This window comes from Blastopirellula marina, from assembly GCF_002967715.1.
GTDB lineage: Bacteria > Planctomycetota > Planctomycetia > Pirellulales > Pirellulaceae > Bremerella > Bremerella marina_B.
The window spans coordinates 277,721-303,458 of sequence record NZ_PUIA01000016.1 but is presented as its reverse complement, the minus strand read 5'-3'; the positions used below and the strand labels follow the sequence as shown (position 1 = coordinate 303,458).

At 53.6% G+C, this 25,738-nt stretch carries 13 protein-coding genes; 9 read left to right on the top strand and 4 right to left on the bottom strand.

The window, feature by feature from the left end; all coding sequences use genetic code 11:
- Nucleotides 1-71 precede the first annotated feature (71 nt).
- The 4 genes from C5Y96_RS03075 to C5Y96_RS03060 form a co-directional block, all read right to left on the bottom strand.
- Nucleotides 72-1,007, bottom strand: a complete 936-nt coding sequence (locus C5Y96_RS03075; RefSeq protein WP_105350069.1) for a hypothetical protein — start codon at nucleotides 1,005-1,007, stop codon at nucleotides 72-74.
- 81 nt (nucleotides 1,008-1,088) lie between these two features.
- The gene (locus C5Y96_RS03070) at nucleotides 1,089-2,570 is read right to left on the bottom strand and encodes an AAA family ATPase (protein ID WP_105350068.1); all 1,482 of its coding nucleotides are present in this window, start codon (nucleotides 2,568-2,570) and stop codon (nucleotides 1,089-1,091) included.
- Between the two features lie 41 nt (nucleotides 2,571-2,611).
- Complete coding sequence (locus tag C5Y96_RS03065) at nucleotides 2,612-2,800, bottom strand: DUF2997 domain-containing protein (protein WP_105350067.1); 189 nt, start codon at nucleotides 2,798-2,800, stop codon at nucleotides 2,612-2,614.
- A gap of 2 nt (nucleotides 2,801-2,802) precedes the next feature.
- Nucleotides 2,803-3,171 (bottom strand): DUF1257 domain-containing protein, encoded by a 369-nt coding sequence (locus tag C5Y96_RS03060; protein ID WP_105350066.1) that lies wholly within the window; start codon nucleotides 3,169-3,171, stop codon nucleotides 2,803-2,805.
- Between the two features lie 410 nt (nucleotides 3,172-3,581).
- Here C5Y96_RS03060 and drmD point away from each other — a divergent pair, with 410 nt between their 5' ends.
- The 9 genes from drmD (at nucleotide 3,582) to C5Y96_RS03015 (ending at nucleotide 25,687) form a co-directional block, all read left to right on the top strand.
- A complete protein-coding gene (gene drmD / locus C5Y96_RS03055; RefSeq protein ID WP_105350065.1) occupies nucleotides 3,582-6,845 on the top strand; it encodes a DISARM system SNF2-like helicase DrmD in 3,264 nt (1,087 codons plus the stop codon).
- A gap of 6 nt (nucleotides 6,846-6,851) precedes the next feature.
- The gene (locus tag C5Y96_RS03050; protein ID WP_105350064.1) at nucleotides 6,852-11,420 is read left to right on the top strand and encodes an Eco57I restriction-modification methylase domain-containing protein; all 4,569 of its coding nucleotides are present in this window, start codon (nucleotides 6,852-6,854) and stop codon (nucleotides 11,418-11,420) included.
- On the top strand, nucleotides 11,389-13,329 hold the full coding sequence (locus C5Y96_RS03045; RefSeq protein ID WP_105350063.1) for a hypothetical protein: 1,941 nt from the start codon (nucleotides 11,389-11,391) through the stop codon (nucleotides 13,327-13,329). Before C5Y96_RS03050 ends, C5Y96_RS03045 begins: the two co-directional genes overlap by 32 nt.
- Before the next feature lie 29 nt (nucleotides 13,330-13,358).
- Nucleotides 13,359-16,757: a DISARM system helicase DrmA gene (drmA, locus tag C5Y96_RS03040; protein WP_105350062.1), complete on the top strand. Its 3,399-nt coding sequence runs from the start codon at nucleotides 13,359-13,361 to the stop codon at nucleotides 16,755-16,757.
- Nucleotides 16,754-18,589, top strand: a complete 1,836-nt coding sequence (gene drmB, locus C5Y96_RS03035; RefSeq protein ID WP_105350061.1) for a DUF1998 domain-containing protein — start codon at nucleotides 16,754-16,756, stop codon at nucleotides 18,587-18,589. The genes drmA and drmB overlap by 4 nt, the downstream gene beginning before the upstream one ends.
- Nucleotides 18,586-19,377, top strand: coding sequence for a DISARM system phospholipase D-like protein DrmC (gene drmC / locus C5Y96_RS03030; RefSeq protein ID WP_105350060.1), 792 nt, complete (start codon nucleotides 18,586-18,588; stop codon nucleotides 19,375-19,377). Before drmB ends, drmC begins: the two co-directional genes overlap by 4 nt.
- Nucleotides 19,378-19,454: 77 nt before the next feature.
- Nucleotides 19,455-22,730, top strand: coding sequence for an McrB family protein (locus tag C5Y96_RS03025; protein ID WP_105350059.1), 3,276 nt, complete (start codon nucleotides 19,455-19,457; stop codon nucleotides 22,728-22,730).
- Entirely contained in the window at nucleotides 22,708-24,339 is a 1,632-nt protein-coding gene (locus C5Y96_RS03020; RefSeq protein ID WP_105350058.1) for a DUF2357 domain-containing protein, read from the top strand. The genes C5Y96_RS03025 and C5Y96_RS03020 overlap by 23 nt, the downstream gene beginning before the upstream one ends.
- 484 nt (nucleotides 24,340-24,823) lie before the next feature.
- Nucleotides 24,824-25,687 carry a hypothetical protein gene (locus C5Y96_RS03015; RefSeq protein ID WP_105350057.1) on the top strand — a complete coding sequence of 288 codons (864 nt, stop codon included), beginning with the start codon at nucleotides 24,824-24,826 and terminating at the stop codon, nucleotides 25,685-25,687.
- The last annotated feature ends 51 nt before the right edge of the window (nucleotides 25,688-25,738 follow it).

Below are 25,738 nucleotides of genomic sequence, written 5' to 3'. Positions count from 1 at the left end.
ATCTACGAACTCACTGTAGAGGCAGTGAGAATTCCCATCTGGCTTGACAACGATTTGCATAGCTGGCTCCTTTACCGGGGCCGGCGCAAGATGTTGCGGCGAGGGCGATCTATGAGCAATTGGTCCAAGTTGGCCTGGACTGCCGACATTTGACCAGCGACCCGTTGTCGTAGCGTCTGGTCATCTCGAAGCTGTTGTGGCTCGATCCCGCGGACCGCGTCTTGGGCTTGCTCTACCAACTCATCGAGCTGCTCGTTCGATCGGACATTCAGCTGACGGAACCTGGTGAAGAACTCGTCGAGGTTAGTCACCACCGAATCGCGAAAAACCTTGGGTTTGCCATCAACCTGGCCGCTAAGTCGCTCCGTCACATGTTCGACCAGCTTTGCCAGTTCCTCTGTGAATGCCTGCTCGGCCAGCTCCACCGCTTCCTCAAACCGGGCCTGCATGCGACGGCACTCTGCCTCGTACAGCTCCGGATTGATCTGCCGCAAATAGCTTGGTGCCTCCACAGACGGATAGTCCTTCTCGATCGCAAAGGCCCCCGCCAGGGTAGGCGGATAGTCGCTGCTGTCAAAGAGATCGCCCAGGCGATCGCGGGCCGCACTGCGCAACTCATCGTAGTGCTGGTCCAGCTCTAAGACGGCTTCGTTCAGCTCTTGCCGGAAGCGATCAATCTGGTTGTCGAACTCGTTGATCATGTCCTGCCGGATCAGGCGAATTCCGGCCTCTGGAAAAGGCAGGGAAACACCTTTCCAGTAGGAGATGGCCCGCCCACGAATCGCAGTGACCTCCTTGAATTTGGGATGATTCGTATCGAGCATCTTCTTCGCAGCCGATACAAACTTGCCTTCGGCCCCAAAGGAGTCGGCAGCCTGGTCACGTTGTTGGGCATTAAGGGATTTGCGAACACCCAGCCAAGTAAAGCTGAGACGGGCAGCTGCCATGGACGCGCGCAGGCGTTCCTGAGCCGGCTGCGTCCGTTGTTCATCAAGCATGGTGGTCATAGATGGTTCTCCATGAAAAAAGCCGGCGAATGTCTCCAAGGAGGCACTGCCGGCTTATTGATAGTGTTGATTCGTACTGAGTTAGTTCGTCGATGGATCGCGATTGACGCGACGTCTCGACTTCGTAGCGGTCTTTCCGTGCTGGAAAATGCCAGATTGACTCGCAGAAAGGCAGCGGCTGCTGGCCCATGATCGAAGCTTTTCGATTGATTCTGAAGCGGTAACCGCGACCGGGACGACATTCTCGGCAGCTTGGACTAACGGAATATCCAACAAGGTTGCCAGGCGACAACAGGCCTTTATCTCCGCCCCCGTCCAGTTTGTGTCATCTGGACGACCTTGCTCGGGGTCGATTTCGTAGACACCTCGGTAAATGCTCCAGATGGCCTCTTTTTCTTCCCGGCTCGGCAGATCGAGAAAGAAGACCCCGTCGAAACGTTCGCTGCGTGCAAACTCAGGTGGCAGCTTCGAGACGTCGTTCGCAGTGCAAACGACAAAGACGTCCGACTCGTGATCGTTCAGCCACGACAAAAACGTGCCAAACATCCTCGACGCAACGCCGGAATCACCGCTTCCGTTGACGCCCGCAAATGCCTTTTCGACTTCATCGATCATGAGCACGCAAGGTGCCATCGCATCGATGATTTTTAAGGCTTGCCGAGTTCTTTCCTCTGACACCCCCACAAGGGACCCCATGAGGCTACCGACATCCAAAATCAAAACAGGCCGGCCAATCTCTTTGCCCAGGGCCTTACAGAACTCGGACTTGCCACAGCCAGGTGGCGACAGCAACAGAACACCCCTAGCCCGCTTCCGTGCATCGTCACGGCTTGGCTGCCGCAACGCCCTCTTGGTAAAGGCCTTCAACGCTGCCATGCCGCCCAGACCGTCGAAGTCTTGTGTCCCACGATGAAGCGACACTAGGCCACTCTTCTTGAGCAACTGACTTTTCTGCTCCCAGAGCGTGGTGGCGTTCAGACGCCCCTCTCGGACTAAAGACAAGCTACATGCAGCCTCCGCCTCGTATCGCGTGAGCCCCGACATGGCATCTAAGATCCGCTCTCGTTCCTTCCCTTCTGGAAACTCTCCATCCTCAGTCGCAATTCCCTCGGCAATCTCCACTATCTGTTCGTGATTGGGCATTTCGTGCTCGACTACGACAAACAGCTTTTCGAGTTCGACCGGCAATTGAACAATCGGGGCGAGCACCACGAGGATGGATCGCGTCTGTTTGCCGCTAGTAATCTGTCGGCTCATAGCCTGGATCACCTCGGCGGAATTAACGAACCGATGAAAGTTCTCAAGGATGATCAAGTTTGTTTGGTCTGGACTCGAAAGTGACCCCGCTGCACGAACTGCGGCCAATGGATCAGCCGCGGTCTCCGTGGGTGCTTGATTCGGGGACTGGAGCCCTGAATCAATATTCCAGGCCGACAATTCCCAGCCCTCCTCACGGCAGAGCTGTGCGATCTCAGCTAGGGCATCCTGATGTTCATGTGACTCGATCCAGATCGCGGTGAAGCAGGCCCGGACATACTCAGAAAGTCGATCTTTTAGATTCAATGGACTAATCCTTATCAAAAGTACTTTTTAGAATTGCAGTACTAACGATCCCACTGCTGGACGTGTTGGCTGGCGGTCTGCTGGTGAAACTCTGGCGTTAGCTCTTCACCAACGCGTTTGCCCAACGCGGACTCGATGAACTGGCTGGCTTCACGACAACTTGAGCCGGCAAAACCTTTCGTCTCGACCCGGGATTCACCATTCGGGCTGACGATGATTTCGATGGACATGCTCACGCGGCACCTCCGATCTGAACGGTCAGCTTGATTGAGCCGTCTTCCAGTGGCTGTTCGACGACGGTATGGCCCTTTCGTCGTGCCTCGATCGAAGCCTTCTCGAGCGCGTACCTCTGCAAAAAGGCATCCAGGCGGGACTGCTCGCCCCAGCGGCCTCCGTAGTTGTCGAAATGAATTTGCCCGCTGGCCGTGTCGCAGACGACCGGATAACGCCAACCTGGCAACTCAACGCCCAGGCCTACTGCCTTGGCTGAGAACAACTTGAATTCGCCCTGCGTTGGCTGGGGCAGCTTAAGACGGTCACATGCAGAACGGACCGCTAGGGGATCGCGGACCTCGGTTTGGATTTGAACGATGTGGGACATGAGAATCTCCTTTGGAAGCTTGAGGATGGACAAGAAATAGAAGAGCCCTGAAGTGGCCTACATTGGCTATCTCAGGGCTTTAGAGCGAAGTCCAACAGCTAATGCCGTGGCCTTCAAGTTTCTTGACACGAATACACCGATAATTTAGGCCGACCTTGAGCATTTTCTGGGATCTAACGATATTCCCGATTGCTACCGACCAACCGTGTCCTACCGACCCGTTTTATTGGGGGATCATGCCCCCCGGTTTGTTCCGAAGTGGTTTTAACTCTGTTAGACTCTGGAGTTTGAACGAATCTTTGCCTCTGAACACTGTCCTGGGACGGCCCGGGCATGTTCGTCGGCGAATCCAGATTTTGATACCGCTGCCCCAATCGCCAGCCAGCAGAAGAATTGAAAGTAGCGAGCCTATGAATCAGGCTGTTGAGGAATTGAAGCCGGGCCAGATCGCTCGTATCCGGCAACGAACTTATCTCATCGAACAAATCATCAAGCCGCAGCGGAAGTCTGACAGTACGCTCGTGAAGCTGTCGTGTGTCGATGACGACAATCAAGGTCAGCCTCTGGAAGTTCTTTGGGAAAAAGAGCTTGACCCTCAAGTCCTCACCGAAGAGGCGTGGAAATCCATTGCCTCCAAGGGCTTCGACGACTCACGACTCTTCGCTGCCTACCTCAACACGCTCAAGTGGAACTGCGTTACCTCAACCGATCCAAAGCTCTTTCAGTCACCATTCCGCGCCGGCATTCGGCTCGATGCTTATCAGCTGGAGCCGCTTCGCAAAGCTTTGCGTCTTCCCCGAGTCAACCTGTTCATTGCCGACGACGTCGGCCTCGGCAAAACAATTGAGGCCGGCCTGATCGCTCGTGAGCTTCTGCTTCGAAAAAAGGTACGGGAGATCGTCGTCTCCTGCCCGCCTTCAATGCTTCTGCAATGGAAGGAAGAGTTGGAGGCTCGGTTTGGGCTGACGTTTGAGATTCTCGACAAGGAATACATGAAGCGAGTGCGACGCGAGCGTGGTTTCAGCGTCAATCCTTGGAGTACCCATACTCGGTTCCTGGTTTCACACCGGTTGTTGATCGACGAGGCTTACGCCGGCCCCTTACGCGATCACCTGGGCACGTTCAGCAGTGGCTCGCTCTTTATCCTTGATGAAGCCCACCATGCTGCCCCCGCAAGCGGGCAGAAATACGCGATCGACTCGCAGATCACCCGGGCCGTCCGAGATCTGGCTCCTCGGTTCGAGCACCGCCTCTTTCTTTCAGCGACACCCCATAACGGTCACTCGAACAGTTTCTCGGCTCTATTGGAGATTCTCGATCCCCAGCGATTCTGTCGCGGGGTTTCGGTGACCGCAAAGCACCGCGATGAGGTAATTGTCCGCCGAATCAAGGAAGACATTCGTGAAATCCAAGGCGGTTTTCCTAAGCGGGAAGTCGTCCAGGTAACAATCGACAGCCTTCCCGATGACGCTCCCGAGCTAAAGCTGTCGCGGCTACTGGACGAGTACCGCCAAACCCGGGAAGAACGCCTCAAAAACGAAACCAAACGCAAACAGGCCGCTTCAAGCTTGCTGATCGTGGGTCTTCAGCAACGACTCTTATCGTCGATTGAGGCCTTCGCCCGCACGTTGAAGGTGCATCGCAACACAGTCAAGCGGCAATGGGAGAAGATGCAGGCGGAAACCCTCCAGGAGGAAGAATCGTCGTCAGCTCAGGACCTGCTTACCGGCAGCGTCGACTACGACGATGATCGAGCCACACTCGAAGAAGAGCAACTGCGTGCCGAAGAAGACGCTCAGTTTGAAGCGGCATCGGCAGCATCTCTTGGTTCACTCGAAGATCTGAACGCGCAGCAGCTGTTCGCACACGAACAGAAACTGCTCGATGACATGACTGACGTCGCCGAACAGGCACGCGGCCGTTCCGATGGCCGCACCGAAAAGCTCATCGAGTGGATTCGAGAGAAGATGTGTCCGAACCTTGGCAAGGCAGGTGCCCAGTGGAACGACACCCGAGTCCTGATTTTCACCGAGTACGACGATACCAAACGATATCTCGTCGGTCGCCTGGAAGCTGCGATCCAAGGGAGTGATCGGGCTGAACAGCGGATTCAAATCTTCCATGGTCCGACGCCGCCTCCCAAACGCGAAGAGATCAAGCAGGCATTCAATACCGACCCTCGCAAGCATCCCGTCCGCATCCTAATCGCCACCGACGCTGCCCGAGAAGGTCTAAACCTTCAAGCCTATTGCCACAACCTATTCCACTACGATGTGCCGTGGAATCCCAGTCGGATGGAGCAGCGTAACGGCCGTATCGACCGCAAGCTCCAACCCAAGGACGAGGTCTTCTGCCATTACTTCGTCTACAAACAACGCCCTGAAGATCGCATCCTTCAGGTACTCGTTCGTAAAACCAAGACCATCAAAGACGAACTCGGTAGCCTTTCCCAAGTTATCGACGCTCGGCTAGCGAAGTCTATGAGCCAGGGTATTCGTCACCGCTCTATCGATACGCTCGAAAGCGAATTGGAGACGGCTGACCTGGACGATTATCGGCGTGCCGCGATCGAGGACGAACTGGAAGCCTCTCGGGAACGTCAGCACAATCTCCGCGAACAAATCGATCGCTTGCGAACACTGCTGGAGAATTCCCGCAAGAGCATTGGCCTGGACGATACGCACTTCCGTTCCGCAATCTCGTGCTCACTGCAACTGATGGGGGCTGATCAACTATCGCCGGCCAAAGACGAAAATGGGATCGACTGCTTCGAGTTTCCCGCTCTCGACGAGCGTTCCGGGGCTGACCCCACGTGGGCGGAAACGATGGATACCCTCCGTGCCCCTCGCAAACGTGATCAGAAGCTCTGGGAGTGGCGTAGATCATCACCGATCCGTCCGGTCGTTTTTGAAGACCCAGGCATCGTCGGCGACGACGTCGTTCACCTCCATCTCGAACAGCGGGCCGTCCAGCGACTGCTGGGAAGATTCACCGCCCAAGGGTTCGTCCATCACGACCTTTCCCGTGCCTGCTTCGCCCAGGCCTCCGATTCCATCCCCCGCGTCATCCTACTGGGCCGCCTGGCACTCTATGGCGAAGGTGCTGCCCGCCTTCACGAGGAGTTAATTCCCGTTACGGCCCGCTGGACCGATCCGGAGATTCGCAAAGGTCCCCTCGCTCCCTATGCGAAGGACACCGAGGCAAAGACCCTTGCCTTGCTGGAAGACTCGCTGCTCACCGCTGGCGGTATCAAGCTCACGCCTGAAGTCGTCAGCCAACTGCAAGCCGCTGCTCCGAACGATATCCATGAACTCCTCCCTCAGCTCACCACGCGTGGTGAAGAATACGCGGCCGAGGCGATCAAAAAGCTCGCTGCCCGGGGTGCCGCCGAAGCCAAGGCCATGAAAGAGATCCTCGAAACCCAGCGCAAGCACATTTCGGAAACGATCAAGAGTATTTCAAAGTTCAGCCCTGCTCAGTTGCTCATCGACTTTGGGGATGAGCAGAACGAACTGGAGCAACTAAATGCCAACAAGAGGTACTGGACCAAGCGTCTTGAGGAACTACGAGAAGAATTGAAAACGGAACCCGCCCGCATTGAAGATCTGTACACCGTCAAAGCGACGCGTGTGGAACCGGTCGGACTCGTATATCTCTGGCCGGTGACGGGGTAAGCAGCTATGGCAAAATCACCAGAAGAACTCGCGCATCAGGAATGGATCGGCTACGTTCAGCCAGTCGGACTCGTCGTATCGGTCCCAGCCATGCTGGAGGCTCAATGCTACGTCAATAAAAACATCATGGCCGAGCATGCCCGGTTTCTGAGCTGCCTGCCACGCGAGAACGAACAACCCGTCCCGGAAATCCGCGACCTGGCCGAGTTCACCCAGAAAGTACTCGACTGGGAAGCGGCGGACCTTGTCGACATCCCCGCACGCGGTCCGCTCCCAGGTAACATGGCCTCCCTCGAAGTCATTCTGCCGCAGTACAACGAAACCCTGCGTCCTACTCAGGCCGTTCCGGCCTTCAAGCCGGAAGAAGGGCAAAGTCCTTGGATGATGCTGATCCAGGAACTGCCCGCAGGCACCGATTTCGATGATTCCTCCGATGACGACACAGCCGGGCACTGGAATGCGGCTCCCCAGGCCAAGTTCGAGCGTCTCCTCCGCGAATCAGGCGTCCCGATCGGGATGATCTCCAATCGACGTCAGCTTCGCTTGGTCTACGCGCCAAAGGGCGAATCAAGCGGTCATGCGACGTTCATCGTCGATGAAATGACCCAGGTTGCCGGCCGGCCGATGTTCGCCGCCCTGCATATGCTGCTGTGTGCCGACCGCATGTTCACGCTGGGGGAAAAGCAGCGGCTCCCGGCCATCCTCGAGAACAGCCGCAAATACCAGAACACCGTTTCCACGAAGCTGGCCGAACAAGTTCTCGCAGCCCTGTACGAGCTGATGCGAGGCTTCCAGGCTGCCGACGATGTCCGCCAGGGGGATCTCCTGCGCGAGGTGCTCACCAACGCCCCCAACCACGTCTATTCCGGCCTGCTGACCGTGTTGATGCGGTTGGTGTTTGTGATGTATGCCGAGGACCGCGATCTGTTGTCCAGCGATCCGGTTTACTCCAACTATTACTCAGTCACCGGTCTGTTCAACCGACTGCGGGAAGATGCCGGCCGGCATCCTGACACGATGAACCAGCGGTTCGGGGCGTGGTCACAGCTCATCACTCTGTTCCGTCTCATCTACGAAGGGGGGCAACACGGCGACTTCAAACTTCCCGGCCGCAAAGGCTACCTGTTTGATCCTGAGCGGTATCCCTTCCTGGAAGGTCGACAGAGAAAGTCAAGTCCAATGGACGAAGCTCCTCCGATTCCGCGTGTCAGCGATGGTATCGTCTACAACGTGCTGCGGAACCTTCTGATCCTTGATGGCGAACGGCTCAGCTATCGGAGCCTGGACGTCGAGCAGATCGGCTCGGTCTACGAAACGGTGATGGGATTCAACCTAGAAGTGGCTCAGGGGAAATCGATCGCCATCAAGCCAGTGAAGACTCACGGTGCGCCGGCAACGATCAACTTGGAAGAGCTACTTGCCACAAAGGGCAAAGACCGAGCCAAGTGGCTCAAAGAGCAGAGTGATCAGTCACTTGGAAAGGAAGGAGCCAAGCTGCTCAAAGATGCGGAAACCATTGAGGAGCTATTAAAAGCCCTCGACAAGAAGGTTCAGAAGAAGGTTACTCCGCGGATCGTGCCTCAGGGAGCGATCGTTCTGCAACCCTCGGATGAACGTCGGCGGAGTGGCTCGCACTACACGCCTAGATCGCTCACCGAGCCAATCGTGCGGACGACACTGGAACCGATTCTGAACCAGCTTTGCGATCCTGAGGCGGACCTGCCCGAGGTTTATCAGCCGTCGCGTGAAGACAAAAAACGCTATACGACCGGCGAGATCCAAGCCCGTGTGGTGCAGTCGCAGAGGGCAATCGAATACGCTCAGCTGGCACGCGAGATAGGTATACCCCATCCGGCCCAGATTCTTGACTTGAAGATCTGTGACCCCGCAATGGGCTCCGGAGCGTTTCTCGTGGAAACCTGTCGACAGTTGGGAGATCACTTGATCGATGCTTGGGCGGCTCATGGTCTCACGCCAACGGACATTCCTCCCGATGAAGACGAAGTACTGTATGCTCGGCGATTGGTCGCGCAGAGGTGCCTTTATGGTGTTGACAAGAACATCATGGCGGTCGACCTGGCAAAGCTCTCTCTCTGGCTAGTCACCCTCGCCAAGGATCATCCGTTTACCTTTCTTGATCACTCGCTACGGCACGGTGATTCGCTTGTTGGACTTACTCGAAAGCAAATCATCGGTTTTCATTGGGAACCAAAACAGCAAAAGCAGTTTGGCGAAGAACTGATTCAAAAGCGACTGGATAAGGCCACCGAGGCCCGGGCCAAGATTTTGAATGCCCGCGAAGATGTACCGTACCGCGATCAGGAACAGCGTTTGGCTGTGGCCAACGAGGCATTGGACGTCATCCGTCTAACAGGCGACGCATGCGTGAGTGCGTTTTTTGCCGGGTCGAAGAAGAAGCAGCGGGAAGAACGCTGCGAAGAGCTATTTGAGGATGTATCGCTTTACTATAAGAAACTGAAGGATGGCGGGCTGGATATTAGCATTAGCGATCGTATCGCTGAGGCTGCTGCCAGTTTAAGGGCCGGTGAGTTTCCGATTCCGCCCTTTCATTGGGAGATTGAGTTTCCCGAAGTGTTTTCACGGGAGAAGAGTGGATTCGACGCGTTTCTTGGGAATCCTCCATTTCTAGGTGGGGCACGCATTTCGTCAAATTATGGGATGGTGTACTTCGACTACGTTAAGACGGCATTTTCCCCAGCTGGGCACCAATGTGATCTAGTGGGTTACTTTTTTAGACAGCTATACAGCAGGCTCGCACCGGGAGGGTGCCTAGGACTTATTGCAACCAATACGATTGCACAAGGTGACACAAAAGACGGCGCACTTGTTCCAATCCTTGAAGACGGCGGTTGCATCTATCATGCGACGAAGCGTTTTGCTTGGCCTGGCGTAGCTGCCGTTGTGGCCAGTCGGCTAAACATCGCGAAACATTTCTCACATAAGCCTTGCGTCTTAAATGGAAAACATGTGCGACGCATTAGTGCCTATTTAATGCCAGGAACAGCCGACCACTCCCCAAGCAAGCTTAAAGATGTTCCGTATTTTTCAAAAGGTAGCCAAATATACGGACAAGGCTTCTTATTCGATGATAGCGACTCCAAAGCGACGCCCCTCTCAGTAATGGAACAGATTGTTCGTGACCATCCCAATTGTCGCGAGAGAATATTCCCCTATATCGGTGGTGCAGAAGTAAATTCTAGCCCTAACCCAGATCCGATTCGCTTTGCGATTTACCTAAGTGATCTTCACGCAGAAGCGGAACTAGCAAAGTGGCAGCCTTTAGCATCCCTCATTGAGGAAACTGTAAAACCCGAACGACTTGCACTAGGGAACAATCCCAATAATAGGCCCTTAAAAAAGAAATGGTGGGCATATCAAGCTCATCGTCCTGAACTCTACGCAGCAATCAGCAGTCGATCGCGAGTCCTGGTTTGCTCCCAGGTAACGGCGCACCTGTCATTCGTCTTTCTTCCATCAACCTGGATCTATTCCCAAAAATTATGCGTATTCGACATCGAAGATTTTGCTCGATTCTGCGTGATGCAATGCCGCGTACATGACCATTGGGCATGGTTCCTGTGCTCCACGATGAAGGACGATTTGAACTATAGCTCGTCAGATTGTTTCGCGACGTTTCCTTTCCCAACAATGGTTGAGAACAATGCCCAATTGCACGAGAGTGGTTTGAAGTATTACCAATATCGTTTGAGCCTAATGAAAAGGAATAACGAAGGACCTACTTCAACATATAACCGCTTCCACAGCCCACTCGAGAAGTCGCAGGAAATTGAACAGTTACGTGATCTTCATGCGGCGATGGACCAGGCGGTGCTCAAGGCCTACGGCTGGCATGACCTCGCCGAACGTGCAAGCTGCGAGTTCCTCCTCGATTACGTAGAGGAGGATGACGAAGACAGCGGAAAGAAAACGAAAAAGAAAAAGCCCTGGCGTCTCCGCTGGTCCGACGAGTTCCGCGACGAAGTCCTTGCCCGCCTTCTCGAACTTAACGAGCAGCGACACAAGGAGGAATTGATGACCGGCAAGCAGGTCACAAAGCCAGCCAAGGCCGAGGACAAACCCAAGCCTGCTAAGAGAAAGAAAGCCAAACGCCAGGAGCAGAAACCAACGCCAGAACTGTTCGCAACTACCCTGGAACGCGAGCATCACTATCTGCTGATGATCCTCCACCATTGGGAGGGACGTAACGTTACCCGACGAGTTCTGAATGAGTGTATGATCCTGATGCTCGACGACGCACTCCGCGCAGCACTTCTAGGTAAGACGGCGGCTTCCGCCGCAAACCGGAAAGAGGTAGGCGTTAATCAGATTCTTAACGATCTGGATATCGACGGATTTATCGAGCAAGCGGGCACCACCCATCAGCAAGCATGGCGAATCACCTCATCCGCACCTAAGACCGTCGAGATGTCTGCGGATGACCAGAAGCGACTGGACGAAGTATTAGAATTCTTGCGAAGGGAGCAGGAAGCAGGCAAGGTTACCGTGACCGAGGAGATTGTCGATGCAGACGTCGACCTTATTCCCACTTCATGAGGAACCCTTAGCTCCAGCAGCCGGTCGACGCGGCCCCGTCCTGTGGCTGCAACGCGTCATCATCCTTTCGCAGCTCGACCCCACGGCCGTGATTCGCGACATCTCATTTCGTCTTGGTCTGAACATCATCAAGACGAAAAAGATGAAGGTCCGCGGAGGCCCGGTCGCCGGCCACAGCGTCGGCAAGACGCTCTTGATGCGGATGATCCGCTACACACTCGGCGAGCAGCACTTCGGGACACAGGATACTCAGGACAACCTGGCCTCTACACTTGGCCTGGAGAATGCCCACGTCGTCGCCCAGTGGAACGTCCAGGGCCAAGCCTGGACCGTCATCAGGCCTTTGAGAGTGGATCAAGCAGCCGATTCCTACGCGGTTGCTACTGACGACTGGCAAGCAGCCATCACGGCCCCTGACGAGAAGATTCCTCACAAAGACTTTGTTCTTCGTGTCCAGGATGCGATGCTTTCGGAGCTTCCCCAATTCTCACTCCCCCGCGGCCGAGAAGCCCGTTGGCTGGATATTCTGGCTTGGCTCTCTCGTGATTACCAATGCGGCTACCGCAAGGCCAACGAGTGGCGTCACGACGACGCCAACCCTGGAGCAACCCTCGATCGCGACGAGAACAGCCTGATCATGCAGTGGGTGATGGGACTCATGAACGCAGACGAAGTCGAACTGCGCCTGAAGCATGGCAAGCTCCTGAAGGACCGGGGGCACTTGAAGACTTCGGTAGAACAGCTTCAGCGAAGACTGGATACGCTGTGGGAGCCGCTTCGGGAAACAATTGAATTGGGTGATGAAGCCGAAATGGACGGCGACCAGCCTTCCTTCGACAGCGTGAACCCGGTGACTGTCGCCAACAAGAAAGTGAGATCGCTCACAGGCCTACGATCGGAACGAGTCGCTGAGTCTAAGATTGCTAAACTCCAAGAGGAGTATGCGATCGCCCAACAGGCCGTGACGGATGCGGCAGCTGCGGTCGGTGAATGCCAGGGCCGTATTAAGCTCATCACCCAACAGATTGCCGAGTACGAGATAGACCCCACCAAGCCCTTCGTCCGCTGCCAAGCCGAATCTTGCTGGATCAAGGAACGTGCTAAGCAGACCGCCAATGACCCTGCCAGGGATAGCCACCTAGATGATTTTCGAGAGAAGCTCGAAGCAGTTGAGAAGCAAATCAAAGTAGAACGGCAATCGAAGAAGGCTCTGGAAAGGTCCGCTGCCGCCGCCAGGGACGCACTGACAGATGAAGAGAAACGTCTGGCGAAGGAACTTTCGAGCATCAACCAAAAAATCGGGCAGTGGAAAGGTGTGGCCAAAGAGGCTCTGCGTCTCGATGCTCTGGCCAAGTCAGTCAGCCAAGCTGCCAAGAAGCTGAAGAAGGCAGACAGTGACGTCGAGAACTCGCTCAAGACGCTGGAAGAGCTGAGAAGGAAGTATCACCGAAAGCTCCGAAAGTTCTCCAGCGTCTATGACCAGGTGCTGAAGGAGATCTTTGGACCGACCGCGACAGGGGACATCCAGGTCGACGGAAATGGCCTGCACCCTGCCCCGGACAAACGACTTGCCCCAGCCGGCGCGGCCATGTCCGTGATGACGACAGTCTTAGCTTTCGACGTGAGCTGCCTAGCCGCCAGTGTCTACGGCATCGGCCACCATCCTCGGCTCCTGCTCCACGACAGCCCCCGAGAAGGAGACATGGAAGGCCCACTATTCGGCCGACTCTTTGAAATTGTCGAGGAGTTGGAATCCAAGTTTGATAGTAGTCATAATGTGTCCTTCCAATACATCGTTACAACAACATCTGAGCCTCCTAGGCACTTGGCCAGTTCCAAGGGGCCTTATGTTGTTGAGACGCTGGATGCCACGACGGACGATGGGCTGCTTATGCGGAAGCGGTTTTAATCAAGCTGTGCGACGGAAAGTTAGGAAAAATGACATCATTAGAAGTACGTCGAACGCTGGTTGACTCCTTGCTGCTTGACCTTATTGGGCCGACCGGACCATTAGGCGATCACAAAGAGCTGCTACCGCAATCCCCATCGAGATGGTATTTGACCGGTTTCCTGGTACCGACCGATGCGGACGAAGAGCAGCGATGCGATCCTACCAGCAATGATGAGTTAGATCAGGCCGCCGAACCTGCTGGGATAGACGACAGTGACTCGCCGGAGAAGACTGCGGCGCGGCGATCCTATTTGCCAAGCAGCATGGGCATCAGCGTTCTCGTCTCCAAATCGGTCACTGAGCTAGAAGCCGTCGTCCGGTACGGGGAATACTTGCGTGTCGAGCATGACGAAGGCTATTCCGGGCCTCAGCAATGGCAGCGAGTACCGAAAGAAGAAATCGTACCTGTCACAATCGGCACGAAGGTGCCAGACCATGGGGTGATCCCTGTTCCAAATAGCCGCGGGGTCGAGTTGGTTTGGTCAGTTCGTGGGGTCCCTGATTCCAACCTTGAGGGTGGACTCCCCAATGGGACGAGGAGCCTGTCGCTATTTGTCGTCAATCGCCGAAAAGCGGCTCCCGATGAAACTCGCGATGAAGGATTTATCTTCCAGGTCGAACTCGCACTTAGTAGCACGGAATCGTTTGTCGCCCGACCGAACCTTCGCAGCCTGGAAAGTGATGACTGGGATGAGCGGGTTGCGGATCTGCAATACCGAGAAGCATACGAATTTGCCGTAGGACACAGTGTGGCTACCGACAGCGTTGTCGAAGATGCCCAATGTCGAACTGTCAGAACGAGTTGGCTCCCTACGGCAGAAGTTGAAAAAGTCGCTCCCTCGAAGATTACCGGGGTGACGCTAGAAATGGAGTTACTTGCCAACCTGCAAGATGGAACTGACGCCCAGGATCAACTCGGGGCATTCGTCAGCAGTTACAAGACTTGGATCGACAAGCAAAGAGGATCACTGTCGAGCTTGTCGCAACATCGGCGAGATACTGCTGAGGAGCTATTACATCGGGCGAATATCGCTGCCAACCGAATCCAGTCCGGAATCGAACTGCTGGCTGATCCCCAGTGCCTGGATGCGTTTCGTCTCGCCAACAAGGCAATGGCCGCCCAGGGACGCCGTCGTCTTGCCTTGCAGCTCGGCAAAAGACCTGAAGAGATCGTTCCAGCGTGGCGGCCATTTCAGCTGGCATTCATCCTGATGAACCTTAAGGGAATTGCCGAGCCAAAGAGCAACGATCGAGAACTGGTCGACCTGCTGTTCTTTCCAACCGGTGGTGGTAAGACGGAAGCGTATCTTGGACTGGCTGCGTTTACTTTGGTCTTGAGAAGGCTGCGAAATCCTGGACTGTCGTCGGCCGGTCTCAGTGTTCTGATGCGATATACGCTGCGTCTATTGACACTGGATCAGCTGGGAAGAGCCGCGGCCTTGGTATGTGCCCTGGAGCTTGAGCGTCAGCAGGATGTCCAAAAGCTTGGTGAGTGGCCATTCGAGATCGGGTTGTGGGTTGGTATGGCAGCGACCCCTAATCGTATGGGTAGGAAGGGAGACACGGATTCTCATTCCGCTCGACGTAAGACGATCGCTTTCAAGAACGATGATCGCAAGCCATCACCAATTCCGCTGGAAGAATGTCCGTGGTGCGGCGAGAAGTTCAGGGCCAACTCATTTCAGCTTTTACCCAGTACCGATGACCCGACAGATCTTCGCGTCACTTGCGCGAATCGGCACTGTGATTTCTCACGGGGCAATAGCCTACCGATTCTGTCAGTCGACGAGCCAATCTATCGCCGTCTCCCATGTTTTCTCATTGCGACGGTCGATAAATTTGCCGCGATGCCGTGGACAGGCGAAGTCGGCGGGTTCTTTGGACGTGTCGACCGCGTCGATGCGGAAGGGTTCTATGGACCATGCAATCCTTCCTCAGGACGCCCTTTACCAGTCGATCGACTGCCACCGATAGACCTGGTGATTCAAGACGAGTTGCACTTGATTTCAGGACCGCTAGGAACGATGGTCGGGCTATATGAATCGGCGTTGGATGAATTGTCGGCGAGAGAGGTGGATGGCCAACACATTCGCCCGAAGATTATCGCTTCGACGGCAACGGTTCGGCGCGCCCAGAGCCAGATTAGAGCGTTGTTCAATCGGCGAGACGTCGATGTGTTCCCGCCGCCAGGGCCAGACATTCGAGATTCATTCTTTGCACGTACGCACACCACGCAGGAAAGCAATGCCCGTCAGTACGTGGGAATTGCGGCGCAAGGCCGAAGCCCCAAGGTGATTATGTTGCGTGTGTACCTGGCTCTGCTGGGTGCAGCCCAGAAAGCTTACGATGAAGCCGGTGGCCGCAAAGTCGAAAGCAATCCGGCTGATCCCTACATGACCCTACTTGGCTACTTTAATAGCTTGCGAGAACTAGGTGGCGCACGTCGGTTAATTGAGGACGAAGTCCGCACCCAGCTGATAGCTCGTGGTTCTCGCAGGCGTATCGGTGAGGTAGACGGACTGTTCAAGGACCGCACAATAGCCTACGAGCCGGTTGAACTTACTAGCCGAGTTACGACCGACAAGGTTTCCGAGGCCAAACGTCGTCTGGAACAGCAATTCAAAGAAAAGGAACATGTCGACGTGGCGATCGCCACCAACATGATTTCGGTCGGTCTCGATATTACACGGCTAGGCCTTATGGTTTGCTTCGGCCAGCCTAAAACCAGTTCCGAGTACATCCAAGCAACTAGCCGCGTTGGACGTGATGATCAGCGACCTGGCCTCGTGGTTACGATTCTGAACATCCATCGCCCAAGAGATCGTTCGCATTACGAACGATATGCAGCCTTCCACGAATCTTTCTATCGGAGTGTGGAGGCAACCAGCGTGACGCCATTCTCACCACGAGCACTCGATCGTGGCCTTGCAGGCACTTTAATCTCTCTGATTCGGCAAGGGCACTTGCCGATGACGCCACCTCGGGGAGCCACGGAGATACTGAGAGAACTTCCTAGACTTGCATTTGCCGTGAAGCTACTCGCAGAACGTGCCTTCGAGACACAGACACACGACACGAGCCAACAAATAACAGATGCCAGGGAACTGCGCATGAAAGTCGAGGCACGATGCAAGGATCTCCTCGACGAATGGGAGAAGATAGCCAAGGAACTTCACGACTCAGGGGGAGCCTTGCAATACCAGACGGAAGCAGGAAGCGCCCAGCGGTTATTGTACGAGTTTCTAAATCCTGAATTGAAGACGCTTCCACCTCGGCACAAGAAGTTTCGAGCCAATCGCTCGATGCGAGACGTTGAACCAAGCGTCAATCTGTGGCTTAAGACGATCGACGGCGTTGAAATCGAGAGTGAGGAGGAAGACACATGAGTCGCCGACCAGGAAGCCGGCCGCATGGCCAAGTCAGACGCAGCCAGTTAATCACATCATTCGGTCCGGGCTCCATGATGGACCTGCCCAACCATTCTGTACTGATTGGTGGTCTGGATTCGTGGACTTTGGGTGGAGATGAAATTATAGAACCACGCTTGGTCGACAAGCTGAAGGATCTTTTCGATCCCCCTCTTCAAAACCTGAAGCTCTATACTCCTCCTGCCGACAATGACGATCCAACAGCCCCCCAAACAGGAATAACGGCATGGCAGTTCCCTGAATGGTTCATAACACAAGATGTGGATAGCGAACCACGAAATGGCGTGATTCGAGCGCGCATGCTGGTTCATCGTCGAATGTTATCTAAAGGCAAGTTTATCGACGACGCCAAGAAGAAACGCAGTGTCGTTCCCGTACGTTTTGTGCGAGCCTGCCGTAATGGACACATCGGTGATATTGACTGGTATTTTTTCGTTCATGGTGGTCATACGGACTGCCGACGCCAAATGTGGATCGAGGAACGGGGCACGAGCGGTGATCTTGCCGAAGTCTGGGTACGATGTGAATGTGGGAGAGGTGAGCGTAACATGGCTCTGGCTGCCGAATCTCCGCAAACGCTGGGACGATGCGATGGGCACCGCCCTTGGTTAGGTGCACTTGCCAATGAATCATGTGGAGAGCCTAATCGCCTGCTGATCCGAACTGCCAGTAACGCGTATTTCCCTCAACTCATGAGTGTGATTTCCCTGCCTGACCGCAATGAAACGTTGCGTGAAGCCGTCGAGGCTGTATGGGATTTCATCGGTGAAGTAGAAGATGCGGGCGAAGTTAAATACGAACGCAAGAAGGCGAAGGTTAGTGCGGCGCTTGATGGCTTCAAGGATGAAGAAGTGTTTGCCGAGATAAAGGTCCGTAGAGGTCAATCCGCGGGAGCCGGCAAGTCCATTAAGCAAGCCGAGATGGAAACACTGATCGCGAGCAAGGACGCGATCGGTGATGATAAACCGGACGGCAATTTCTTTGCTCGCAACCTCCCACGAAACGAGTGGGATATGCCCTGGATGAACCAAGTGGAACGCGTCGTACTCGTCCACCGCCTACGCGAGGTCATGGCTCAGGTTGGCTTTACGCGATTTGAGGCTGTGTCACCAGATATCGACGGTGAATTAGAGATGGGCGTTCGCCGTGCATCACTGGCCAGGGAGATTAGCTGGCTACCTGCCATTGAGAACCGCGGTGAAGGCGTCTTTATTCAATTTCGTAAGGACGCGGTCGAGCAATGGGCGGCTCGCCCAGATGTGATTACCCGAGGGAAGCGACTTCTGGCGGGATATGAAGCCTGGAAGGGAGAGCACTCTGGGGCAAGCAAGAAATTCGTCGAAGCAGGTGGCATGCTTCCTTACGTATTGTTTCACTCGTTCTCGCACCTGCTGGTCACCGCCGTCTCGCTGGAATGCGGATATCCGGCCAGTTCGATCCGGGAACGCATCTATACGATTCCTGAAATTGGATATGGCGTCCTCCTCTATACCGGGACATCGGATGCAGAGGGGACGTTGGGCGGTCTCGTGCAAGTGGGACGGCGAATCCATGAACACATCCGCAACGCACTGGAGATGGGTGAGCTTTGCTCGAATGACCCGGTTTGTGCCCAGCACGAGCCTGCGAATCAACACGAGCGCCGTTTTTTGCACGGCGCGGCATGCCACGGGTGCCTACTGATATCGGAGACCTCTTGCGAGCAACACAATGAGTTCCTCGACCGGGCTCTTGTTGTCCCAACGGTGGATCATCTCGGAGTCGAATTCTTCCGTTCGGGAGGCCAATGAACGGCACCCTAGTAGAACTTAGCATTAGTGACCTGCAATCGATCGTTTCGGCACTGCGATCGGAACGACTTCGTCCACCCTTCTCCGCGCTACAGGTTGGCCGACTTGTGCCCGGTTCCGTGGTCGATTCTACCCGGTTATCTCTCACAGAATTGGCAGAACAGGGGTTTTCCGTTAAGCAGATCGCCACGGCGCTTGATTTGATTGTGGCAGATCGCACTCGACACCAAAGATCGAAGCCTCCGATTGACCTAGTTACATCTGGCCCAGAAGCTCCAGGAATAACAAACCGCGATACTTCGGTAGTCGTCCGCGAGTTATTCTCTCATGCAAAGGATTCCGTCGTCGTTATTGGCTACGCCGTTTATCAGGGACAACAAGTCTTCGAGGCGCTTGCGCGTCGTATGGAGCAAATTCCTTCGCTTCAGGTCCAGTTTTTCCTCAATGTCCCCAGGTCTGATGGAGACGCGACCTCCTCCGAAATCCTTGTTGCTAAGTTCAAACAGCGTTTCAAAGACAAACAATGGCCCAAGGGCTGCCGACTTCCTGAAGTCTATTACGACCCACGATCGGTGTCAGACGATGTCCCAGTGCGATCTTCGCTACATGCCAAATGCGTAGTGGTCGATTCAAGAAAAGTGTTTGTCTCATCAGCGAATTTTACTGAGGCCGGCCAAGAGCGAAATATCGAAGTCGGTCTTCGGATCGAAAGCAAGTGGCTTGCTGGACAAATCACAAACCACTTTCGACAACTACACTACCATGGTTTTGCGAAACGCGCCTTTTGACAAGGACGTTCTTTAGCATTCTAGGTACTAGCCAATCCTCTCCCCCGACAGACCCTTCCCATAGCAACGTCGAAACAATGAGCCACAGCAACGAACTTCTCAAGGCCCTTCTTGACCGACTCGCCAAGCAACACACTTGCACTACCGTCGAAGCGGCGGAGCTTCTTACCCAGCATGATTGGAAAGAGGTGGAGGAACGCGAGGCATTCTATCCTCAACTGAATGAGGTTCTGATCCGCTCGCCTCTCAACACGAATGATATTCAGAGTTGCATTCAAAAACATGGATCGACGATCCTAGGAGGGCATGCGGTTTTTCGGAGCAGAGTAAAGAGTTTTCTCGAATGGGACGGGGCTGAATCGGCACTCAGCACTTTGATTCAAAGTGGCGATGCCATTCCAACAGTCGAGTCAATCGATCACTTCGTCCAATTGGTCACTGATCATGGATTTCATTCTCCAGAGGGCAATCCATCGGGTGGAGGTGCTGCCTACTTCACAAGCGTGTTGCTAACGGCAGTATTTCCCGATCATTTTCTAGGTTGTCGTCTCACTCGTTGGGATTGGATGGCACGCCAGTTTGATTTACCTCCAGATTCCGATATGGAATCTTATGGAAAGCGAATCGATATCGCATCCGCAGGGGCTCGCGAGCTTGTAGCATCTTCGGCCTTCGAGGAATACTTTCCTTCTGAGCACCCCTTGTGGACACTGGGCGGTTTAACCTTTTTGCTACATCGCGAAAAGGAACTCCGGCAGCTTGTAGAAGAAATTGCACTTACTGCGGACCATGACGCCAGTCTTAAAACCGTGTACCGTCGATTCAAGGCAGACCGGCAGGCTCAATTTGCCGTACGCTTAAGACACCACCGGGCAGCACAGCTTCGGAAGCTGCTTGCCGACCCACAAGCCATCGATCTTGACGCGTTCAATCGCGAGGTTTGGGTTGTTTGGCACTCGGCTTTTCTCAATGGAAATGATGTGTCGAGTCAACTGACTCACGACGCTTCCATTTCGAGTGAACAATTGAAAACCCTCGAACAGGGACTTGAGTCCGGAACGCTTGAGGTTCACGGAAACTGTATGTGGGGGTCTGGAACAAGAATCTATGGCCCAATGCTCACAGGCGGCGATGAAGTCAGACTCAAGAATATTCAGCGAGCATTGACGATCCTAAATGATGACCAATTGAGCCCTATGGCCAAGGCCAAAGATATCGAAAAAATTCCTGGCTTCGGTCAAAACATTGCGACTGGGCTCGTCATGACATTTCATCCGGATTCGTTCGGGATTTGGAATGGGCCATCGAGTGATGCAATCCTCAAGCTAGGATATCAAGCGGCGGACTTGGACAATTTCGAGCAGGTGATCTCTGACATCCGAGAGGTTCTGGGAGCTGAGGATTTCATCGAACTTGACTACTTCTTCTTTTTAATCAATCAAGGCTTCTATGAATTTGAAGCCAAGCAACCTGGCTGGTGGATTTGCCAGGGAACGATGTACGATTCGGAGAATGCCAAGGGATACGTATTCGCTCCTATGGAAACAGCGAACGGCCGTTCGGTTCAACACCACGACAATCTCGCACTTATGAGGCCAGGCCAGAAAATTCTGCATTATTCAGGCAAGGCGATTCGCGCGGTTGGCACGGTACGGGCATCTGCCATTGAGCAGACTCGACCTGACACGATGCCGGGGGAGGAGTCAGGGCGTTTGGGGTACTATGTATCTGTGCACTATCGCGAACTAAAGAATCCGATCAAGCTCGATGACATCCCAGAAGAGTGGCGTACGAAGGGAGAACAGCCATTCACTAGGAAAGGAAAGGTAAAACAAGGATATGCATTCCCATTATCACAATCATTTCTAAAGAATCTCGAACAAAGGTTTCCCGAATTGGCTGATCCGCAGGAATTACCCCCTAGCTCTGATCGACGCATTGTGAAGATAGCCCCCGGTGGTGGTGCCAAGTTTTGGGAAGAATGTCTTTCGGAAGGGTTCATCTGTATTGGATGGGGCGATGTCGGAAACCTACTCGATTTCTCATCGAAAGAACAGTTCCAGGATCGCTTTGAGGAAGTTTACAGCGATTTCTACAACAATCACGGTCCGACCATAAGCCGAAAAGGTAATGAACTGTGGAAGTTGACGGAGTTGAAGCCTGGTGACCTTGTCGTAGCAAACCAGGGAGTTTCGCACGTACTGGCTATTGGCGAAGTTGTTGAACCAACCTACGAATTTCTTCCATCTCCAAGCCGCGACGATCACTCGCATGTAATCCATGTGAAATGGGATACCTCAGTCGCAAAGGATATCCCGAAACAAGGATTCTGGGGGACCACAACCATCGCCGACGTCCCGGCTGACCTGTATGAATTCATCATTAGCGAGGAAACTATCCCGACAGCATCAACGGCAGATTACGTTGAACCCTCTTTCGCCGATATCAAGACGCGAATCCAATCCAAGGGTTTGCGGATCAGCGATAGAACGCTCCGAAGATATCACCTATCGCTTAAAACCCGTGGCTTCGTGATTCTTTGCGGACTAAGTGGGTCTGGTAAAACCTGGCTCGCAGAGCTTTATGCCGAAGCGATTGACGCCGAACGTGAGTTGGTTCCGGTGGCCCCTAATTGGACCACCAATGAAGATCTTATCGGTTACCTAAATCCAATGGATGGGCAGTATCATGACACTGGATTCAGCCGTTTCCTTCGTCGAGCCAGCGAACACTATGAAGAAGCAGTTGCAGCCGGCAAGATCGCACGCCCCTTCCATTTGATTCTTGACGAGATGAACCTGGCCCGCGTCGAATATTACTTCGCCAAATTCCTTTCGGCGATGGAGCAGCGATCGCGAACGAACGACGGAAAGATAGAACTCGGCGGTTCAACGCATGTTTTGCTACCACCGAATCTGCACTTCGTCGGGACGGTTAACGTAGATGAGACGACGCATGGTTTTGCCGATAAGGTCTACGATCGAGCACAACTAATTGAAATCACCGTTGATCGAGATCTTCTTGCCGAACATTTGGGAAAGACTCCTTACACCGAGTCATTGTTGAGCGTTTGGGACGCGATCGGTGAAGTTACACCCTTCGCGTTTCGAGTTTTGGACGAAATTAAGACCTATGTAGATGAAGCAACCAAACTTGATGTCCCGTGGCAGGAAGCTGTCGATGAGCAACTACTTCAAAAGGTTTTGACCAAGATCAAAGGAGCAGAACAAAGAGTCGAGAACGCCCTGCAAGCATTTATCGAGATAGCCACCGACAAGTTTCCACTCAGTCAAGCCAAAGCAAACGCTATGCTGGAGGTGCTACGGCATCATGGAATCACATCTTACTTCTAAGATCTGCTTTCGGGACATAGCTGGGGCCAAAATCAATAGTCCAAGCGAATGGGCTCCTGCACTGATTGAGTTGTCACTGCCAGTCGAAGAATGGGAAGCGGCTATTTTAACACTAAACTCTCATACCGTGCCCATTCGCTTGGCCAAGCTTAGCGACAAAGTTTGCGTGCTAGCAGATTGGCCACTCTCAAATCCCGGGCACTATTCCTTACATCTACGTTGGTCCGAAGGGGAGGAAAAGCGGACGATTTCGATCTTACCGTCGAAGATCTCAACAGCAAGTTTCGACCGACTATTGTTGGACTTGGAATCGGACCTTCCCTCTGCGATTTCAATCGCACTACAAGATATGGGGGCTTTGTCAGGAGTCGCAATACTCCCACCCGATGATTCACTGCTTTCGCAGGAACTTGTGAAGCTGCATCGTGCCATTCACGGCACATCAGAAAGAGCAGGACTCGCCGCCATACTCGAGGATTTATCCGAGCGACCGCATGAAATCCTGCATGCGGAACAGGTCTGGGTGAAGTCCGAATTCGCGAGGCGACCTCATCCTGCCCGACTGAAAGATGCGATTTGTCGGGGATACAATCATACGGACAACGGATCTCTCAAATCCGTCTTAGACACCCGTGTTCGTCACACGTATGATGTCTATGAAAATCGTCTACTCAAGACCTTTGTCGCTCAAGTTAGTCAAAGAATACGTGCCGTTAAACGATACTCAGCCCGCAAGAACTTATCCCCGGCCATCGACGAGCAACTCTCTCAATTTGACTTATGCCTGAGCAAGGCAAATCGTCGGGCCAAATTTCTAGAACATGTTAGCCTTCCCCGTCAGTTGCCCGCTCGAACGACGATGGTTCTACTCAACCGCCCTCCGTATCGCTCCGCTTTTCAAGGACTGCTTGAGTTTAACAAGAGCCTAGCCCCTAGAATCAACGAGCCCAAGTTAGAATCTCCCCTTAAGAATCTTCCCTATCTGTATCAACTCTGGGGCACCTTAATGGTGACACAGGTCCTTCTGGAGGTCGGCAAAGAGCTAGGTTATCAAGTTCATCTACAGAAACTCGTTAGAAGGGAGTCGGGTAATCTCTTCGTACGAGTCATGCCAGACGGAAAACCATCGATCATTCTCCGACACCCCGAGACTTTCACGGAAGTAACGCTTATACCCGAAAGAAGCTACTCCTCAACCGGTACTTTGAGGAGCATCAGTTTCTCGCAACGCCCCGATATCGCCATCGAGATTCGCTATCCAGATGGACAAACTGCGATTGTTCTGTTTGATCCAAAATACAAACTCAGAAGTGAACAGGCCTCAATCGAGGAGGAAGACGAGTCGGAGCCATCACCCCAACCCGGAACCCCCAAAAAGATCGACATCGACAAAATGCATTCCTATCGAGATGCTATCCGAGATAGCGAAATCCGGCGAGTTGTCCAATATGCGGCAATTCTTTACCCGGGAAAGGAGTTTCGATACGCCGATGACATTGAGGCACTTCAAGCCAATCCATTGTTAAGGTCACACCTCACGGTCCGCGTTAGGCAAGTTCTGATTGCAGCACTATGCAATGAACCAGTCTGCAAGGACACGGTTGACTGAGTTGCACATTGTATTCGCCAATCCATACTCCGAACTCTCCTACAACTCGGATTGATTCCGCGACCTCCTCAGAAATTGGAATCGGCTGGCAGCTTGCATCTGGGTTTAGGCGTTGATGCACAATAGTATAATGGGGCCAGCCCTCTAGATGGACTTCCTTCGTGAATGATAGCGATTCACCATTTAGTAGCCTCTATCTTCCGGGTCGGAATGTTAGTTTGCTTGATAGAACAAGAGCCCCTTCCCGACTGCCAGCCTGACATGGTCGAAATAGGCACTGCGTCCCTGTCCGAATGGGAATTATCACATCAATCAAGACGATCTCAATGACAGCTCTAAGTCAAACCTCCGAAGAATTGGAAGCCACCGTTGCGGCAGCGAGTTCAACGAAAACTAGAAGACTTGGGAATTCGTCAGCCAGAGCCTGGTATCATCGTCGATGGTACGATCCCTTCTCAAGGCGGCTAGGGCAGGAGTTTCGGGAATGACGCGAAAGGCACTCAATCAAACTCTTCTGAGTCGATACGAGCTAGGGAAGTCCTACATCGATAAACGGTCCGAAGCTCTTGCGACATCCAAGAGCGAAGCCGAATTCTGGCGCAGCTTGGCAAAAGGCACGTTGGCTCGGGAACTAATGAACCAGCATAGCCAGAGTCTTGGCATTTCTTTCAAGACCCTAAGGTCGGCTGTTGAATTCGCAGAGGCAGTTGAATCACTACTCGCCAACTGTGGAAATGGGGCAATGGAAACCATTTTCCACGGCAAATACCTGCAAACAGAAGAAGCGATCAAAAAACTAAGCCGTACGTCAGACGTACGTCAACAATACCGCATGCTTGGGGTGTCTGAGGGGCGATTTCGGTCCCTCGCGCCACAGCCAACCGATCTGGTTTTTGATACGGTTTCATTTCAGGAGGTCAACAGCCGCTTAGCTCGTGCCCGCGGGGCAATTGTAACCATGGACACTGAATCCAGGAGCGGTAAGCCACCCTCCACTCTTTCAATTGCGATACCAATTCTTGAAGACACCAAGAAGGCCGCATTTCTACTTGCGAAGTTTCTCGACCTAACGTCTGTGTCTGATTCGGATATTCCAGAGAAGCTGACGAAGAAGTCTATTTGGGAGAAATTCAAATCGGGTGAACGTGCCGGCACATTTGTTGGAAAGGCTCGCTTAGCTCTCCGTCTCACGATTAAATCGGCATGGGATTATCCCGAGATGTGTCGACGACAACTCCGGCCTTCCAAGGAAGACGCAGAATGTACCAGGCGAGAAGTTAAAACGATTTCTAAATCGATCGCGTCCTTAAAAAGAACATGGCAATTCGCCCAAAACAGCAAGCGATAGTGGGCCTTCGTACCTAAAAAGCAGTTTTGAGGTCGTCCGATCGTCATTCGT